18 protein-coding genes are annotated in these 16,511 nt (G+C 56.9%); 10 read left to right on the top strand and 8 right to left on the bottom strand.

The window, feature by feature from the left end; all coding sequences use genetic code 11:
* Window positions 1-13: 13 nt before the first annotated feature.
* Window positions 14-1,030 carry an alpha/beta fold hydrolase gene (locus ACM6G4_RS27175; protein WP_414914994.1) on the bottom strand — a complete coding sequence of 339 codons (1,017 nt, stop codon included), beginning with the start codon at window positions 1,028-1,030 and terminating at the stop codon, window positions 14-16.
* The gene (locus ACM6G4_RS27170) at window positions 1,027-1,854 is read right to left on the bottom strand and encodes an IclR family transcriptional regulator (RefSeq protein WP_414914993.1); all 828 of its coding nucleotides are present in this window, start codon (window positions 1,852-1,854) and stop codon (window positions 1,027-1,029) included. Before ACM6G4_RS27170 ends, ACM6G4_RS27175 begins: the two co-directional genes overlap by 4 nt.
* Before the next feature lie 404 nt (window positions 1,855-2,258).
* Between ACM6G4_RS27170 and ACM6G4_RS27165 the strand changes: the two genes are divergently transcribed.
* On the top strand, window positions 2,259-2,573 hold the full coding sequence (locus ACM6G4_RS27165) for a hypothetical protein (RefSeq protein WP_414914992.1): 315 nt from the start codon (window positions 2,259-2,261) through the stop codon (window positions 2,571-2,573).
* A gap of 64 nt (window positions 2,574-2,637) precedes the next feature.
* Here the strand turns inward: ACM6G4_RS27165 and glp are convergent, their stop codons facing one another.
* Window positions 2,638-3,864, bottom strand: a complete 1,227-nt coding sequence (glp, locus tag ACM6G4_RS27160; RefSeq protein ID WP_056727081.1) for a gephyrin-like molybdotransferase Glp — start codon at window positions 3,862-3,864, stop codon at window positions 2,638-2,640.
* On the bottom strand, window positions 3,848-4,387 hold the full coding sequence (moaB, locus tag ACM6G4_RS27155; protein WP_223541692.1) for a molybdenum cofactor biosynthesis protein B: 540 nt from the start codon (window positions 4,385-4,387) through the stop codon (window positions 3,848-3,850). The genes glp and moaB overlap by 17 nt, the downstream gene beginning before the upstream one ends.
* A gap of 81 nt (window positions 4,388-4,468) precedes the next feature.
* Between moaB and mobA the strand changes: the two genes are divergently transcribed.
* Together mobA and ACM6G4_RS27145 are read left to right on the top strand one after the other, a co-directional pair.
* Window positions 4,469-5,071 carry a molybdenum cofactor guanylyltransferase MobA gene (gene mobA, locus ACM6G4_RS27150; protein ID WP_056727083.1) on the top strand — a complete coding sequence of 201 codons (603 nt, stop codon included), beginning with the start codon at window positions 4,469-4,471 and terminating at the stop codon, window positions 5,069-5,071.
* Window positions 5,072-5,148: 77 nt separating this feature from the next.
* On the top strand, window positions 5,149-5,370 hold the full coding sequence (locus tag ACM6G4_RS27145) for a YgdI/YgdR family lipoprotein (RefSeq protein WP_007994800.1): 222 nt from the start codon (window positions 5,149-5,151) through the stop codon (window positions 5,368-5,370).
* 84 nt (window positions 5,371-5,454) lie between these two features.
* Here the strand turns inward: ACM6G4_RS27145 and ACM6G4_RS27140 are convergent, their stop codons facing one another.
* The 4 genes from ACM6G4_RS27140 to ACM6G4_RS27125 all read right to left on the bottom strand — a co-directional run bounded on the left by ACM6G4_RS27140 (window position 5,455) and on the right by ACM6G4_RS27125 (window position 8,457).
* On the bottom strand, window positions 5,455-6,345 hold the full coding sequence (locus tag ACM6G4_RS27140) for a pseudouridine synthase (RefSeq protein ID WP_056727084.1): 891 nt from the start codon (window positions 6,343-6,345) through the stop codon (window positions 5,455-5,457).
* A gap of 71 nt (window positions 6,346-6,416) precedes the next feature.
* Window positions 6,417-6,734 (bottom strand): hypothetical protein, encoded by a 318-nt coding sequence (locus ACM6G4_RS27135; protein WP_008020364.1) that lies wholly within the window; start codon window positions 6,732-6,734, stop codon window positions 6,417-6,419.
* A 172-nt stretch (window positions 6,735-6,906) separates the two neighbouring features.
* Window positions 6,907-7,143, bottom strand: a complete 237-nt coding sequence (locus tag ACM6G4_RS27130) for a glutaredoxin family protein (protein WP_008049107.1) — start codon at window positions 7,141-7,143, stop codon at window positions 6,907-6,909.
* A gap of 105 nt (window positions 7,144-7,248) precedes the next feature.
* Window positions 7,249-8,457, bottom strand: coding sequence for an ammonium transporter (locus tag ACM6G4_RS27125; protein WP_414914991.1), 1,209 nt, complete (start codon window positions 8,455-8,457; stop codon window positions 7,249-7,251).
* A 328-nt stretch (window positions 8,458-8,785) separates the two neighbouring features.
* On the opposite strand from ACM6G4_RS27125, the gene ACM6G4_RS27120 reads away from it, so the two are divergent.
* The 7 genes from ACM6G4_RS27120 to ACM6G4_RS27090 all read left to right on the top strand — a co-directional run bounded on the left by ACM6G4_RS27120 (window position 8,786) and on the right by ACM6G4_RS27090 (window position 16,470).
* On the top strand, window positions 8,786-9,100 hold the full coding sequence (locus tag ACM6G4_RS27120; protein ID WP_056727087.1) for a DUF883 family protein: 315 nt from the start codon (window positions 8,786-8,788) through the stop codon (window positions 9,098-9,100).
* 1 nt (window position 9,101) lies between these two features.
* On the top strand, window positions 9,102-9,491 hold the full coding sequence (locus ACM6G4_RS27115; protein ID WP_223542441.1) for a phage holin family protein: 390 nt from the start codon (window positions 9,102-9,104) through the stop codon (window positions 9,489-9,491).
* Window positions 9,488-9,832, top strand: coding sequence for a hypothetical protein (locus tag ACM6G4_RS27110; protein ID WP_056727089.1), 345 nt, complete (start codon window positions 9,488-9,490; stop codon window positions 9,830-9,832). The genes ACM6G4_RS27115 and ACM6G4_RS27110 overlap by 4 nt, the downstream gene beginning before the upstream one ends.
* Before the next feature lie 216 nt (window positions 9,833-10,048).
* Window positions 10,049-11,377, top strand: coding sequence for a deoxyguanosinetriphosphate triphosphohydrolase (locus ACM6G4_RS27105; RefSeq protein ID WP_056727090.1), 1,329 nt, complete (start codon window positions 10,049-10,051; stop codon window positions 11,375-11,377).
* Between the two features lie 178 nt (window positions 11,378-11,555).
* Window positions 11,556-11,948: a response regulator gene (locus tag ACM6G4_RS27100; RefSeq protein ID WP_414914990.1), complete on the top strand. Its 393-nt coding sequence runs from the start codon at window positions 11,556-11,558 to the stop codon at window positions 11,946-11,948.
* 245 nt (window positions 11,949-12,193) lie between these two features.
* Window positions 12,194-12,820 carry a response regulator transcription factor gene (locus ACM6G4_RS27095; RefSeq protein ID WP_056727435.1) on the top strand — a complete coding sequence of 209 codons (627 nt, stop codon included), beginning with the start codon at window positions 12,194-12,196 and terminating at the stop codon, window positions 12,818-12,820.
* Between the two features lie 8 nt (window positions 12,821-12,828).
* Window positions 12,829-16,470, top strand: coding sequence for a transporter substrate-binding domain-containing protein (locus tag ACM6G4_RS27090; RefSeq protein ID WP_414914989.1), 3,642 nt, complete (start codon window positions 12,829-12,831; stop codon window positions 16,468-16,470).
* Window positions 16,471-16,511: the final 41 nt, after the last annotated feature.

Raw genomic sequence — 16,511 nt, 5'->3', positions numbered from 1 at the left:
TTGTTAGAAAGCATTAGAGAGCAGTAGCCAATCCTTGCGTTTGCAACCATTTTTGGATCAGCGCCGAAATAGCCAGGTTGTTGCGTTCGAGCATGAGTAGGTGTGAGTTTCCATAAATACCGTGCGCTGGCAGATCCATGAGCGTTACATGACCACCGCAAGTCGCGAGCTGATCAAAATAGTGATCGGTACGTTTTCTGATATGGGGCCAGCGTGCGTCCAGTCGCAGATTGTCGCCATAGACCAACAGGATCGGAGTATCTTTCAGCCGCCTTTGCGCAAGCCCTTCTGCCGTGCCCGCTTGCGCCGGTTCAATGGCGACAATCGCGGCCACTTTGTCAGGGTGCTGTTCGGCCGCACGCACGGCGAAAGCACCGCCTTGTGAGTGGGCAATGAGAATCACCGGCTGTGCCAAACAATCCAGCATCGCTACATAAGCGTTCAGAGTCAGTTCGTCCGTATCTGACCAACGCGGCACCACCTGCCTCATGAACTGGTCAAACGCCTGAAGCGGGAATTGGCAGTGGGGATAAGCGGCGGCATGCAGGCTGTCGAGCGAGCAATCCTGAACCGCAGTACCGATGCGAAACTGCACAAAGCAGTCCTGGCCGGTGCGCAATAATGGTTTGGCGGCAAAAGCGCGATCTCGAGGGGCCCAGCCCGAACGGCCACGCTCGACGGCATCAACGTTGTAGACCGACCAACCCTGACGAAAGAAATCGCTCAACCAGCCTTCCTGCCCGTCAGGGGTCGACTCCCAGACCGCCCCCGTCATCGAGCCGCCATGGCAAAACACCACGGGTGGGCGGCGTGTCCCTTCGGCATTGAGCAAGTACTGCACATACATCTGCCCGACACAGGACGTACCGTTGGGGTTGATGTTCACGGGCACTCCATTGGGAGCCAGTACATACGCCTCCTCTGGTTCGCCGCTGTAGCAGACCTCATGTCCACCGACAAAAAAAGACCCCATCGACAACAGCGACATCGACACACGTTTAATGGCGTGTGGTAAAAAAGTTGTACTCATAGGAATTTCCGGAAGTGACGTTGAAGTTGTTCAGCCAACTGGCGCATAGGAGACATGCAAGCCTGTAACTTTTCATCTGTCATACGCGCACCGGGGCCGCCGATGGTGACCGAACCCATTACGATTGAACGGGCGTCAAACAGCGGGAAACTCAAACCGACAACATCCTTCAGCCGCTCACTGCGACTGACGCAAAAGCCTTGTTCATGGACACTATCGAGGTCCGCGTGAAGACTTGACCGGCGTTGCCGGGCCTCGTCCATCGGCAACGAAACAAACGTCTCTTCGAGAATCAGATTGCGCATCTGCGTAGGTAAAAACGCTAGCATCACCTTGCCTCGGGAGCCCGCATGCAGCGAAGTCCGCTCTCCCGGCTTAATGTTCAGTTGCACATGTTCGGTGCTGTCGGCTACCTGCACACACACAGAAGTGTGGCCGTCCAGGAAATTCAGATACACCGTTTCGCCTTGTTCCGTGGCCACTTCTCGCAGCCAGATAGCGGGCGCATCGGATAACTGCAACCGGTCGCGAAACAACAACCCGTACTCCCAAAAGCGAACGCCCAGTTCGTATCGGCGAGTTTCCGTTTGTTGGCGCAAAAAGCCCTGCTTTGCAAACGTCGACATGATCCGTTGCACAGCGGAGGGCGAAAGGCCCATCTCTGCGCTCATTTCACGAACGCCCCAACTGAAACGCTCCGCGGAAAAGCGGGAGAGCAACTCAAGGGAAATATTGAGAGTTTTTAATGACATTATCTGTCCCTGTATTTGGAACACTGTTTCAATTTGAAGCACAGCATTTAATTCTTCATAGAAAAGAGTCAAGTTAAAAGTGACTCACTCTTCTTAACAAATCATTTCATCTGCAGATTTACGCTACAAACACGCAAACAGAAAACCATTACTCAAACAGTGCACTTATTCCAAATATCGGAACACATCAAGCCTTGTCCCTCTTATCGGGACAAGTAGCAAAAAAAACCACTACACAAATAAATTTATGATAGAAGCGCCTTATCGTACAAACCATCGAGTTGCACATTTTAAACTATCAATTCGCCACTCGAAGCGTCCGTTAAAAGCCACAAAAAACGAATTATTTCCAGTCGGAAGGTCCCGCACCCCACACGGCAGGACTTTTCTTACAAAACATGAGGAATCGGCTCAATTGACCGGAAATCTGAATTGATAGAGTTTTAGAAGCCTGCTGGACATCACAAGGACGTGCCATGCAACGCCAGAACCTCGCGTCACCGACCATTTCGGTCTTGCCGCCCACAGATAATAAAAATGCAGGCCATCGAGCTGAATGCCGCAACAGCACAAAAGCCACGGGAGAAGTTGATATGGAACCTCGCGTCACCGAGCTGGAAACACACCTCAAGTGCATACGCAGGGACATGGAAGAAGCCCGGGATGACGTCAAATCCATCAAACACCGACTTGTCTATTCCGCCTGCGGAACAGCCGTGATCCTCAGCCTCCTTGGCTGGATCGCCAATAGCCGTTTCGAACAGGTCATTTCATTGCTTTTGGCGCATTGAGTTGCCACCCACACAAGACCCGGCTCAATCAACCGGGTCTTGTGTGACAAAGCCACTGAAGCTATCAGCCCAGGACTTCGCTCAGCGGAATGAAGAAAACGCTATCGCCCGGAACCAGCGTGCGATCCTCCAGGACTTCTACCAGTCCATCAGCCCAGGCCGCGCTGCGCAGCACACCGGAACTCTGGTTTTTGTAGATCGTTGCCCTGCCGTTTTCCAGACGTCCACGCAAATACTCACGCCGACTGCCTGGCTGGAGCCAGTCAAACCCGGCAGGCACCTGGACCTTCAGCGGCTCAACGTCCTGCACGCCCTGACGACGCAGGAGATAGGGTCTGGTCAGCAAGGCAAAGGTCACGAGGGTCGATGCCGGATTGCCCGGCAAGCCAATCACCGGCACACCACGAAAATGTCCGAACGTCAGCGGTTTACCGGGTTTGATGGCGAGCTTCCACAGCGTCAGCTCGCCCTCTTCGCGCAAGGCGATACCCAGAAAATCGGCTTCCCCCACCGATACGCCGCCGGTCGAGAGGATCAGGTCGACATCCTTCAACTCTCCCAATCGGGAGCGAGTGGTTTCCAGATTGTCCGGCAGAATTCCCGCATCGACGACCTCACACCCCAAACGCTGCAACCAGCTACACAACAACACCCGGTTGCTGTTGTAGATCTGTCCTGGCCCCAGCGCCTGCCCCGGTTCAATCAATTCGTCGCCGGTAGACAGTACCGCCACACGCACCTTGCGAACCACCGCCAGCTCAGCGCATCCCAAGGAGGCCGCCAATCCTTGCTCGATCGGCCCCAGCCGTGTACCTGCCGGCAGAATCAGTTCGCCGACGGTCGTTTCCTGGCCTTGCGGGCGAATGTTCTGGCCTTGGGTCAAGGCTTGAATGAAACGTACTCGCTCATCGGCCTGAACCTCGGCGTTCTCCTGCATCTCGACGCAATCGGCACCGGCAGGAACAGGCGCCCCGGTGAAAATGCGCGCACAGGTGCCTGGCTGCAACGGATCGGGGGCCTGGCCGGCAAACACCTTCTGACTGACCAGCAACGGCTCTCCCGTCCAGTCAGCCATGCGCAAGGCATAACCGTCCATGGCGCTGTTGGGCCAGGGTGGCAGATCAAGCGTCGACACCAGATCTTCAGCCAGTACGCGCCCCTGTACCTGCGCCAATGGCAAGCGTTCACGCTCGACAATCCTCGAGGCCTCGGCCATTTCCAGCAGGCGCGCCAACGCCTGCTCGACAGGCATCAGACTGCCAGACTTGCCAGGCTTACCCACGGGATTCACAAGGCGCGGCCTGTTTCAAATGAGGCACGAAGTTGCACGGCCGATGCCGCGCATCCAGCTGCTCGGCCAGTATGCCATCCCAAGCTGTGCGCACGGCATTGGTCGAGCCCGGCAAGCAGCAAACCAACGTGCCGTTTGCCAGGCCAGCCAATGCCCGGGACTGAACGGTCGAGCTACCGATATCGGCAACCGAGATCTGGCGGAACAGCTCGCCAAATCCATCAACCTGCTTGTCCAGCAGGCAACCGACGGCTTCCGGTGTGCTGTCACGCCCGGTAAAACCGGTGCCGCCGGTGATCAGCACCACCTGCACGACATCGTCGGCAATCCAGTTGGCGACTTGCGCGCGAATTTTGTAGAGGTCATCTTTGAGCAACACCCGAGCAGCCAGGTAATGACCGGCAGCGGTCAAGCCGTCGACAAAGGCCTGGCCTGAGGTGTCGGTTTCCAGTGTGCGGGTATCGCTGACAGTCAGCACTGCAATATTCAGCGGTGCGAAAGGTACATCAGCCTTGGCTTTCATAGGCTCGTCCAGTTGTAGGAGAAACAGCCCGGTGTTATATCACAGCGCTCCGTTTTTTCGCCGCCCCCATGGAGGCCTGCCATGACCACGAATTCACAATTGCCACCCTGCTCCATTCTGCTCCTGGCGGGCGGGCGCGGCCAACGCATGGGTGGTCGGGACAAAGGGTTGCTGGACTGGCACGGCGAACCCCTGATTGCACATCTGCACCGCAAGACCCGTCCGCTGACCGATGACCTGATCATCTCCTGCAATCGCAACCTTGAGAAGTACGCCCCCTACGCTGACCAGTTGGTCCACGATGATGAAGGTGACTTCCCCGGGCCGCTGGCCGGTATTCGCGCGGGCCTGAAAGCTGCTCGCCATAGCCATTTGCTGGTCATGCCCTGTGACGTTCCGGGCATCGATGCGGCACTGATCGGCACTATGCGCGAGGCCGCCAACCTGCATCCGGACAAGCCGCTGATGGTGCGCCATGATGACCACTGGGAACCCTTGTTGTGTGTGATCCCGGTGCTGCACAGGGCAGCATTTGAAAATGCCTGGAACGAGGGTGAGCGCAGCCCTGGCCGGTTGATGCGCAAGCTCGGCGCGACCGCGCTGCAATGCCCGGACAACGACCCGCGACTGGCCAACCTCAACACGCCGGAACTTTTAAGCGGTCATGACACTGTGTCAGACTGACATTGATCAGGAACTTGCGCAGACGGTGCACGTCTCAAGTTCAGCAACCACAGAATTCTTATTCGGAGACACAACTCATGACTCAACGGACCCTCGCCACTTTCATGCTCGCACTGGGCCTTGCCACCCTCGCCGGTTGCGCATCGCCTACGGTGATCACCTTGAATGACGGTCGCGAAATCCAGGCCGTCGACACGCCACAATTCGACAAGGATTCCGGTTTCTACGAATTCGAACAGCTCGATGGCAAACAGACCCGCATCAACAAGGATCAGGTTCGGACCGTCAAGGAGCTGTAATCCTGGTGCCACCGGATACAGAAAAGCCCGCTTGATGCGGGCTTTTTCATGCCTGGAGAGCAGCGTTTCAGGATCGCTTACCGATCACCATTGCAGGGTGATTTCACTCTCGAACTCACGCGCCTGGCCCGTGACCGGATCGACAAATTTCAGCCCCTGAGCCAGCAGTTTCAAAGGATTGGCGTAGTCATCCTGCGCATCCTTGAGCACCTCGGGGTAAAACGGGTCGTTGCAGATACCGGCGCCCAACGCCGCCATATGTACCCGTAGCTGATGTTTCTTTCCCGTCACCGGGTAAAGACCATAACGCCAGAGATCCCCCTGTTTCTCCCGAACTTCGACCGCCGTCTCGGTATTACTGGCCCCCGGACCTTCCTGCATGCGGAAGAACGGTTCGCCATCGACCAGCCGGCTTTTATGCACCAACGGGAAAGAAAGGCCAGGCAACGCCTTGGCGATGGCCTCGTAGCGCTTTTCGATCTGCCGGGTTGGAAACAACGACTGATAAGCCGAACGGGTCTGCGGATTGGCGGAAAACAGCACCAGCCCCGCGGTGTGCCGGTCGATGCGATGCAATGGCACCAGATACGGATTGTCCAGGCGCCGGATCAAGCGCCTGAGCAGCGTCTGTTCGACGTATTCGCCAGCCGGCGTCACCGGCAGGAAATGCGGCTTGTCCGCCACCACCAGATGCTCGTCCGCGTACAGGATCGACTCGATCACCGGAATCGGTTTTTCATCCGGCACTTCGCGAAAATAATGAATCCGCAAACCTTCCCTGTAGGCCAGATCGAGTGCAATCGGCATGCCCTGCCCATCGAGGACCCGGCCACGGGCGATTCTGTCCAGCCATTGTTCACGACCAATAGTGCTGAAATGCTCGCACAGACAATCGACAACGGTCTGCCACGGGCCAGGTGGCAAGTAGAGCGTACTGGCCTGACTGTGTGCCGCGGAAAAAGAAGAAGTGGACATACGAAAGCTCTAACCTCAGTGCAGAGCGGCATTATCCAACAGCAAGGGGAATGAACGCACCCTAAGATTACTCAAGCCGGGATCTGCGTGCGCGCTGCCGCTTCGGTGTACTCCTTGAGCCAGCGCAGCACATCGACCGCCTCCCAGCGAGCGGGGTCGTACAGGGCGTACAACAATCCCTGATAGCCCACGACATCGAGTTGCCGGTGATAACCCGCGCGCTGAAACAAGGCTTCGATTTCTGCGAAACAGGTATTGAAATGTGTTTTGTTGAAGGGCGTTTTCCCCTCGGTCACCAGACCATCCAGACGCAACTCAAGGACAGCCTCGCGCACGACGTCCGCGGACATCCGGTTCACGCTGTTCTTCAACTGTTCGACATTGACCACGATTCATCCCTCTGACACCCGGGCTTGCCTGCTCATTCCCAAAAATCTGGAATGGCAAGGCAGGCACCGCGAATAACTGTATACACATACAGTATCCGATCAACACCGAATAAGCCAAGGGGATCAATCGCAAAGTTCGACAGGCGGGACATACCGCCAGCGCAAGAACCGCTCAACGCAGGAACGCCACCACCTGGTCGGCACTGAACGGCCAGCCCAGTTCAGCACCGGTATCGACGCGCCGCAATACCGGAATACGCAGGCTGTAGGCTGCGAACCATGTTTCATCGTCGGCGATGTCCACCAGCTCCACCAGCAGACCGCGCTCGACGAACTCCATCAACATGGCTTCGGCTACTTCACACAGGTGGCATCCAAGGGTGCCGAACAGCTGACATTCGGGAAGCATGAGCGCTCAACCAGTAAATGAAGTGACCATTCTAGGCCTGCCCCGAAAAACCGTCGAGCCATTGAGGCCCCTGCCCTGATGCTACCGACGATAAAGTGACCTGGGTCAGTCCTGGCTCACGGCGCCGATCTTGTGGATCGACAGGTCCGCGCCGTAGTACTCCTCTTCCTGACTCAGGCGCAATCCATGCAACGCCTTGATCACGCCATACACCGCAAACCCGCCAGCCAGTGCCACAGTGATGCCCAGCGCAGTGCCTATCAACTGGCTGCTCAGGCTGACCCCGCCCAACCCGCCCAAAGCGGTTTGGCCGAAAATGCCGCAGGCGATGCCGCCCCACACGCCGCACAAGCCATGCAACGGCCACACACCCAATACATCGTCGATGCGCCATTTGCCTTGGGCCGCGGTAAAGCACCAGACAAACAGCGCCCCCGCGACGGCACCGGTAACCAGCGCCCCAACAGGATGCATCAGATCGGAACCGGCACAGATTGCCACGAGCCCCGCCAACGGGCCGTTGTGCAGAAAGCCCGGGTCGTTGCGACCGACAATCAGCGCCGCCACCGTACCGCCAACCATGGCCATCAACGAGTTCACCGCCACCAGCCCGCTGACACCTTGCAGGGTTTGCGCGCTCATGACGTTGAAGCCGAACCAGCCGACAATCAGTATCCACGAGCCCAGAGCCAGAAACGGGATGCTCGATGGCGCGAATGCGACCAGCCTACCCTCGCGATAGCGGCCATTACGCGGCCCGAGCAACAGCACCGCCGCCAGAGCCAGCCAACCGCCCATGGCATGCACCACCACTGAGCCTGCGAAATCATGGAAACCGGCGCCAAAGCGCTCCAGCAACCAGGCTTGCAAACCCAGGTTGCCATTCCAGACAATGCCTTCGAAGAACGGATAGATGAACGCGACAATCAACGCGGTTGCACACAGCTGGGGAACAAACCGGGCGCGTTCGGCGATCCCACCGGAAATGATCGCCGGAATCGCCGCGGCAAAGGTCAGCAGGAAGAAAAATTTCACCAGTCCGTAGCCATGGTCGGCATTGAGCACGGCCGCTGGCTGCATGAACGTCACGCCATAGGAAATCCAATAGCCTATAAAGAAGTAGGCCAGTGTCGAAACAGCGAAGTCGCTGAGGATTTTCGACAACGCATTGACCTGGTTTTTCTGTCGCACGGTTCCGACTTCGAGAAAGGCGAAACCGGCGTGCATGGCCAGAACCATGACCGCACCGATCAGAATGAACAGCGTGTTGGAACTATGGACCAGGGTGTCCACAGCGCTTTGCAGATTTTCCATGGAATGGGCAGACCTTATGGCAGAAAAAAGCACCAAAGCAGTTCGCGATGACTGCCCGTGCACCAAGTTGCAGCTTCAAGACATCAGTGGACTGATTTCGCTGAACCACTTTGGCGCACGGACGCCGTCCAGGAAAAACGCGCCCCGGACGTTTACGCGAGTTTTTGATTGTTGGTCCTACGGTTTTACTGGAATCATGCCCGGCAATAGCGCAATGGTGCGGACCGGCGCACCAAGACTCAGCAAAAGTTGTACCAGTCATTTGTACTGAACCTTCGCCGAAGGCTCATACTCGAACGCATCAGATAGCCACTTAAGGAGATCCATCATGGCCCGCACCCAGGCAAAGACTGCTCAAGAAATCCTGATGAACGACTTTCAGACACTGGTCAGTGACACCGAGCGCTTGCTGGAACACACCGCGACCCTGGCCGGCGATCAGGCCGACGAGTTGCGCGAGCAGATACACGAGAGTCTCTTGCGTGCCCGTGAAACCCTGAAACTGACCGAAGACTCCCTGCGCGAACACGGCAAGGCTGCTGTCACCGCCACTGAAGACTATGTCCAGGCCAACCCTTGGCAATCCGTGGGGATCGCGGCCGGCGTGGGTTTCCTGATCGGCCTGCTGGCCAGCCGGCGCTGATATGTCGATCGGCGAATCCGGCCCGTCCGTGACGGGAACAAGCTCCTCATCGCGGCGCCTGGGTGCTGCCTTCCTTGGGTTGCTGCACAGCCATGTCGAGCTGTTCGGCATTGAATTGCAGGAACAAAAAGCCCGCACCGTCAGCCTGTTGCTATTTGCCGGCCTGGCGCTGGTGTTTGCGTTGCTGCTGCTGGTAGGGCTGTCGACGCTGGTGCTTATCCTGTTCTGGGACACGTACCGCCTGGCCGCCATCATCGGGCTCTGCGTGTTCTACTTCCTCGCCGCCATATTCTGTGGGATGCGCTTGAGAGCGGCGATTTTCGATGAGTCCTCGCCTTTCCATGGCACCCTGGAAGAGTTGGCCAATGATCGGGAGCGCCTGCTGCCATGAGCCTGCCTGAATTGCCACAAAACAGCTCGCGCGCGCAAATGCGCAAGGCCCTGATCCGCTTGCGCATGGAAATGCACCGTCAGGAAATCCGCCACGAATCCGCGCAACTGCTGCAGCCCTTGCAACGGGTGCGCGGGATGACACAAAACCTGCAGGACGGCTTTGGCATCAAGCACGCTCCACTCTGGGGCGTGGCCGCCGTTACCTTGCTGGGCTTTCTGACCGGCAAGGGTGCAAAAAACGGGGGTAGCCTCAGCAGCCTGACCCGGCTGATCCGTCTCGGCACCACACTGGGGCCGCTGGTCAAACTGATCATGCAGGGCTCCTCACGCAAAGACTGATCAGTTTCTTTCTGGCTGCGTCCTTGCAACATCGACGGGATGCGCCCCTCTATCGGGGGGCGCAATCCTGTGCGCCTACCCGGTCGACAGGCATCCGCCAAAAAAAGATCTTGCAAAAAGACCTCGATATCGCCGCCGCCGGGTGGTAGTTCCGCTTGCAGGTCATGGCGCGAAACGGGAAGCTACGCCATCAGTCACCTGACGGAGAGACCCGCCTTGGATTGGCACACCCTGCTTACCCGCGAACGCCTCGGAAAACCTCTGCACAGCCCTGAAGAACTCGGCCGCAGCCCTTTTCACAAAGACCACGACCGCATCATTTTTTCGGGGGCTTTCCGCCGCCTCGGGCGCAAGACCCAGGTCCATCCGGTGTCCAGCAATGATCACATTCATACGCGCCTGACCCATTCACTGGAAGTCAGCTGTGTGGGTCGTTCGCTGGGCATGCGCGTCGGCGAAACCATCCGCAGCGCCCTGCCCGAATGGTGCGAACCCAGCGACCTGGGGATGGTGGTGCAATCGGCCTGCCTGGCACATGACATCGGCAACCCGCCGTTCGGCCATTCCGGTGAAGACGCGATCCGTCATTGGTTCCAGCAAGCCGCCGGCCGCGGCTGGCTGGATGCCATGAGTGAGGCCGAGCGCAATGACTTCCTGAATTTCGAAGGCAATGCCCAAGGCTTTCGGGTACTCACTCAACTGGAGTATCACCAGTTCGACGGCGGCACCCGACTGACCTATGCAACGCTGGGCACGTACCTGAAGTATCCATGGACGGCCAGGCACGCCGACTCGCTGGGCTACAAGAAACACAAGTTCGGCTGTTATCAGAGCGAGCTGCCACTGCTGGAGCAGATCGCCCATAAACTCGGCCTGCCACAAGTGGAGGAGCAACGTTGGGCGCGGCACCCGCTGGTGTACCTGATGGAGGCCGCCGACGATATCTGCTATGCGCTGATCGACCTGGAAGACGGCCTGGAAATGGAGTTGCTCGAATACGCCGAAGTCGAATCCCTGCTGCTTGGCCTGGTGGGCGATGACTTGCCGGAAACCTATCGCCAGCTCGGTCCCGGCGATTCGCGCCGACGCAAACTGGCGATCCTGCGCGGTAAAGCCATCGAACACTTGACCAATGCCGCGGCCCGCGCCTTCGTCGAGCAACAGGATGCGCTGCTGGCCGGCACACTGCCTGGCGATCTGGTGGAACACATGCACGGTCCCGCCAAGCGTTGCGTGCTCAATGCCAAGGACATGGCCCGCAAGAAGATCTTCCAGGACAAGCGCAAGACCCTGCACGAGATCGGCGCCTACACCACGCTGGAAATCCTGCTCAACGCCTTTTGCGGTGCCGCGCTGGAGCAGCATAATGGACGCACGCCGTCGTTCAAGAGCCGCCGCATCCTTGACCTGCTGGGCAACAATGCACCCGATCCTCACGGCTCGTTGCATACCTCCTTTTTGCGCATGATTGATTTCATTGCCGGCATGACCGACAGCTATGCCAGCGACATGGCCTTGGAAATGACCGGCCGCGCCAGCCACTGAGATGAATCGACTGATCAGCCATTACGGCATTCGTTATGGCTGATCCCCCCTTCAACATCCAACAGCATTCAAGCTTCGTCGAATCGCCCTACAGCACATGGCGAGCAAACTGATCGCTTGCCCGGTACTCTCGCGAAACAATCTCCCTCCCTTCTGTTCGACAGATGAAGTGCGCCCCATGGCCAAAGACGATCTACGCATCCTCGTGGTGGAAGACCATCCTTTCCAACTAATAGCCACTCAATACCTGCTGGAAAGTTATGGCTTCACCCGACTGACGACCACCGACAGCGCCAAAGGCGCCCTGCTGCAAATGCTCGGGGCAGACCAACCGTTCGACATCCTCTTATGCGATCAATGCCTGCCCGATCTGACGGGACTCGAACTGGTCCGGTTCGCCAGCCAGCGGGGCCTGATCAGGCAGGCGATCATTCTGAGCAGCCTGACGACGTCTGAACTGGATGAGCTTGAAAAAACGGCCACCGAATACGGGCTGCCATTATTGGGTTACTTGATAAAACCACTGAAACAATCTGAATTTAGAGACTTGTTGACCTCAGCACCACTATAGAAAAAAACATATAAAAGCTGATAAATGCACAGTGAAAAACTTACAAACAACCTCCTTTTAAAGTATGCCCGCACATCGGACTATTTTCAGCCTTCCTAATAAGAAACCTAGTTAATACGTAGTCCTATTCTTTTTAATATGTAGGATTTTTCCTATATTGCTGCTACAGGACAGTCAGTTCATGCGCCCCTTCAAGTATCTGAGCTATGGTGCGCGCTTTATTTGAGCTCGCATGGGACTTGATTATGAACTCCGTTTTTATTGTCGACGATCACCCGGTTATCCGCCTTGCCGTTCGAATGTTACTGGAACATGAAGGTTACAAAGTCGTCGGCGAAACTGACAATGGGGTCGACGCCATGCAGATGGTTCGCGAATGCATGCCGGACCTGGTCATTCTCGACATCAGCATTCCAAAACTGGATGGCCTGGAAGTGCTATCCCGATTCAATGCAATGAACACCCCTCTTAAAACACTGGTGCTGACAGCACAATGCCCGACACTTTTCGGTATTCGTTGCATGCAGTCAGGTGCATCAGGCTATGTCTGCAAACAAGAGGACATCAGTGAACTGGTCAGCGCCATAAGAGCGGTATTTGCAGGTTACAACTATTTCCCGAGCGAAGCCTTGAACCCCGTCCGCGGAGATGAAACACGCTGCATTGAACTGGAACTATTCAAGTCGGTAAATGACCGGGAACTGATGGTATTGCAACTTTTTGCCCAAGGTCGCACAAATAAGGAAATCGCCAAGGGCATGTTTCTGAGTAACAAGACCGTGAGCACCTACAAAAAGCGCCTCATGCAGAAACTCAAAGCCAAATCCCTGGTTGAACTGATCGAGATGGCTAAACGTAACGCACTCGTGTGAGAACCTGGATGCCCAGCCGTTTGAAGGTCTATCTGATTCAACTGACCGCAGGTCTATGCGTGAGCACCACGTTGTTCGGCGCACCGGGCAATGAAAACTACACGCTGCTCAGCCGCTCGAAGGTCGGAGCGCTGGAGGTTCGGCTGGATGAATCCCAGCGACAATGGATAACACAAAAAACACAGCTGACGCTCGGTACGTCGGCCCCGGACTATCCACCATTCGACCTGACCACCAGTGGTCGGGACTATGAAGGGTTTACCGCTGATTACGCCGGTCTCCTGGAAAAAGTAACCGGTCTGCCCGTCACGGTTCAGCGTTTCGATTCCCGAGGGGCCGCGATCACTGCGCTGGAGAACGGTGAAGTCGATCTGCTCGGCACCGCCAATGGATTCGAAGCTGGCAACGCCGACATTGCATTGTCCATACCCTATGCCGTCGACCAACCCGTATTGGTGACCCGCGAAGGGGAAACCCGATCCCTCACTGATGGCCTGGCCGGATTGCGCCTGAGCATGGTGTATCACTACTTGCCACTGGCGGAAGTCAAGGCGTTGTACCCGAAGGCGATCATCACGTCCTATCCGTCCTACCAGAATGCGATCAATGCCGTTGCTTTCGATCAGGCGGACGTGTTCCTCGGAGACACCATTTCAACTCACTACATGATCAACAAGGGGTACCTGAACAACATCCGCATGGCCAACTTCGGCAAACATGAAGCCTTTGGTTTCAGCTTCGCCGTCAACCGGAACAATCCCGAACTACTCGGCATCATCAACGCGATGATCACAGCCATCCCCTCCAGTGAACGAGAAAACATCGCCAAACGCTGGAGCGCCGGCAGCGACATTCTGCTGACCGATCAAAAGCTGCAACTCACTGAGCGGGAAGAACGCTGGCTGAGCCACCACCCGATTGTGCGCGTTGTTGTCAACGAAGCCTTTGCGCCACTGACATTTTTCGATAGCAATGGCAATTTTCGTGGGGTCACCGCGGATTTGCTTGAGCTGATCAGGCTGCGCACCGGCTTGCGCTTTGATATCCGGCGCAGTCGAAGCGATGAAGAGATGATCAAACAGATCAAGGACAACAAGGTCGATGTGATCGCCGCATTACTCCCCAGCGCCCAACGTCAATCTCAACTGAACTTTACCCGCCCCTTTCTGGAAAACTCCTACGTCCTGCTGACCCGCAAAGCCGGAGACAGCCCGGCCAACCTCGCGCAGTTGCAGGACAAGCGCCTGGCCATTGCCCGCGGCAATCCAATAATGGATTACCTGCGCAGAGAGTTTCCCCGGATCAAGTTGATCGAAACCCCGGACGCCTTCAGTGCCGTAGAGTTACTCGCCGAGGGCCAGGCAGAGGGCGCAGTGAACTCACTGGTCATTGCCAATTACTTCATTTCCTCGCGGCTGTTCGAGCACACATTGCAAATCAGCACCGCCATCGGCACTGAGCAGGCGGCGTTTTCCCTTGCCACCGCTCTGGACGCCAAAGAGCTGAACGCCATTCTCGACAAGGCGTTGCTGAGCATCTCGCCGGAAGAACTGGGCATCATCAACAGTCGCTGGCGCGGCTATTCGGCATCCTCGCAAAGCACCTGGCGCAACTATCAAAGACTGTTCTACCAAATCGTCATCGGTGCCGGCGTGCTATTGCTGATTTCCATTGCGTGGAACGACTACATGCGACGCCAGATCAAGCAACGCAAGGCCGCCGAGCGTGCGCTGAACGATCAGTTCGAGTTCATGCGATCACTGGTCAATGGCACGCCCCATCCGATCTACGTGCGTGATCGCCAGGGGCTGCTGCAAAGTTGCAACGACAGTTACCTGCAAGCGTTCTGCGCCCGGCGTGAAGATGTCATCGGCAAAAGCGTCATGCAGGGATCGATGAGCAATGTGTTCGAAGCCCGGGAGTACCAGGCCGACTACCAGCGCGTAGTGGCCGAAGGCAGACCGTTGATCGTCGATCGCGAACTGCACATTGGTGGCCGGCGGCTGACGATCTATCACTGGATTCTTCCCTATCGGGATTCCAGCGCAAAAGTGCAAGGCATTATCGGTGGCTGGATCGACATCAGCGAACGGCGGCAACTGCTTGATGATCTGCGTTGCGCGAAAGAACGCGCCGATAACGCCAACCGGGCCAAAAGCACGTTTCTGGCCACGATGAGCCATGAGATCCGTACGCCGATGAATGCAATCATCGGCATGCTTGAACTGACACTCAAGCGTCTTGATCATCAGCACCCGGAGCGTCCGGCCATCGATGTCGCGTACAACTCGGCGAAAGGGTTGCTGGAATTGATCGGCGACATTCTCGACATCGCCAGAATCGAATCAGGACGCTTGAGCCTGAGCCCGGAGCGGGTCAATCCGGGTGAACTTGTGACCTCGGTCGTACGAATTTTCGAAGGCCTGGCCCGACAGAAGGAACTCGAACTGGTGCTGGAGTTTTCATCGGCAAATACGACCTTCGATGTGTTGCTGGACCCATTGCGTTTCAAGCAGGTGCTGTCCAACCTGATCAGCAATGCCATCAAGTTTACCGAACAAGGCCAGGTCCGGGTCATTGTCGAACTGCACCCGGCTACGCAACCTGAGCGTGTGCAAATGCGGGTGCAGGTTCACGACAGTGGCATCGGGATCAGCAAGCAGGATCAACAACGCCTGTTCGAACCCTTCGCTCAGGCTGACCATGCCATGCAATCGGCCAGGGGAGGCGCAGGACTGGGGCTGGTGATCAGCCGCAATCTCTGCGAGATGATGGGCGGTAGCCTGCAATTGCGCAGCGAGCCGGGCATCGGCACCCAAGTGGAGGTGTTGTTGCAACTGGAAACGTTGCCGCTGCAACAGTCGATCCAAGCGGTCGAAACCCAAGTTGTCGTCGCCACAACCCCATTGAATGTTCTGGTAGTCGACGATCACTCGGCCAATCGATTGCTCATGTGCCAGCAGTTGGAGTTTCTTGGGCATCGATTTACCGTCGCGTCCGATGGGCAGGAAGGATTGGAGGCATGGAGAGATCAGCCTTTTGATCTGGTGATCGCCGATTGCAACATGCCGGTCATGAACGGTTACCAGTTGGCCCGCGCCATTCGCCAGCATGAACGCCAACTCCATCGCCCTCCCTGCACCGTTCTCGGCTTTACCGCCAACGCTCAACCGGAAGAAATAAAACGCTGCAAACAGGCCGGAATGAACGACTGCCTGTTCAAACCCCTCAGCCTCGGGGCCTTGGGACAATGGGTGCAAGGCATAGAACCCGGCCAGGCAGCTCCGGCGTTCAGCCTTCACGGTTTGAAACAGCTGACCGGGGGCAACCCGATGTTGAACCGACGATTGCTGAACGAGTTGGTCAGCAGCAACCGCCAGGACCTGCCAACGCTGCTGTCGTTATCCAGCTCCGGGGATACCCAGGCGCTACGGGACATTGCCCACAAAATCAAAGGTGCGGCCCGGATCGTACAGGCCTCCCGCCTGATTGACTGCTGCGAGGCACTCGAAGCCGCCTGCCATGAGGATTTCGATCGCGAAAAAGTGGCCGGATGCTGCAAAGCCATGGAGCGTGCCATGCTCGAACTGGAGGACGCGTTGCTACGTCAGATCGAGCATTACGACGAAGGCAAAATGCCAGAGCCTTAACTATGCTTGGCCCCTCGGCAGTGTGTTGACCATCCTGGAGA

The organism is Pseudomonas sp. IT-P258, assembly GCF_949767825.1.
In the GTDB taxonomy this organism is placed as follows: Bacteria; Pseudomonadota; Gammaproteobacteria; order Pseudomonadales; family Pseudomonadaceae; genus Aquipseudomonas; species Aquipseudomonas monachiensis.
This window is presented reverse-complemented; position numbering and strand designations above follow the sequence as displayed.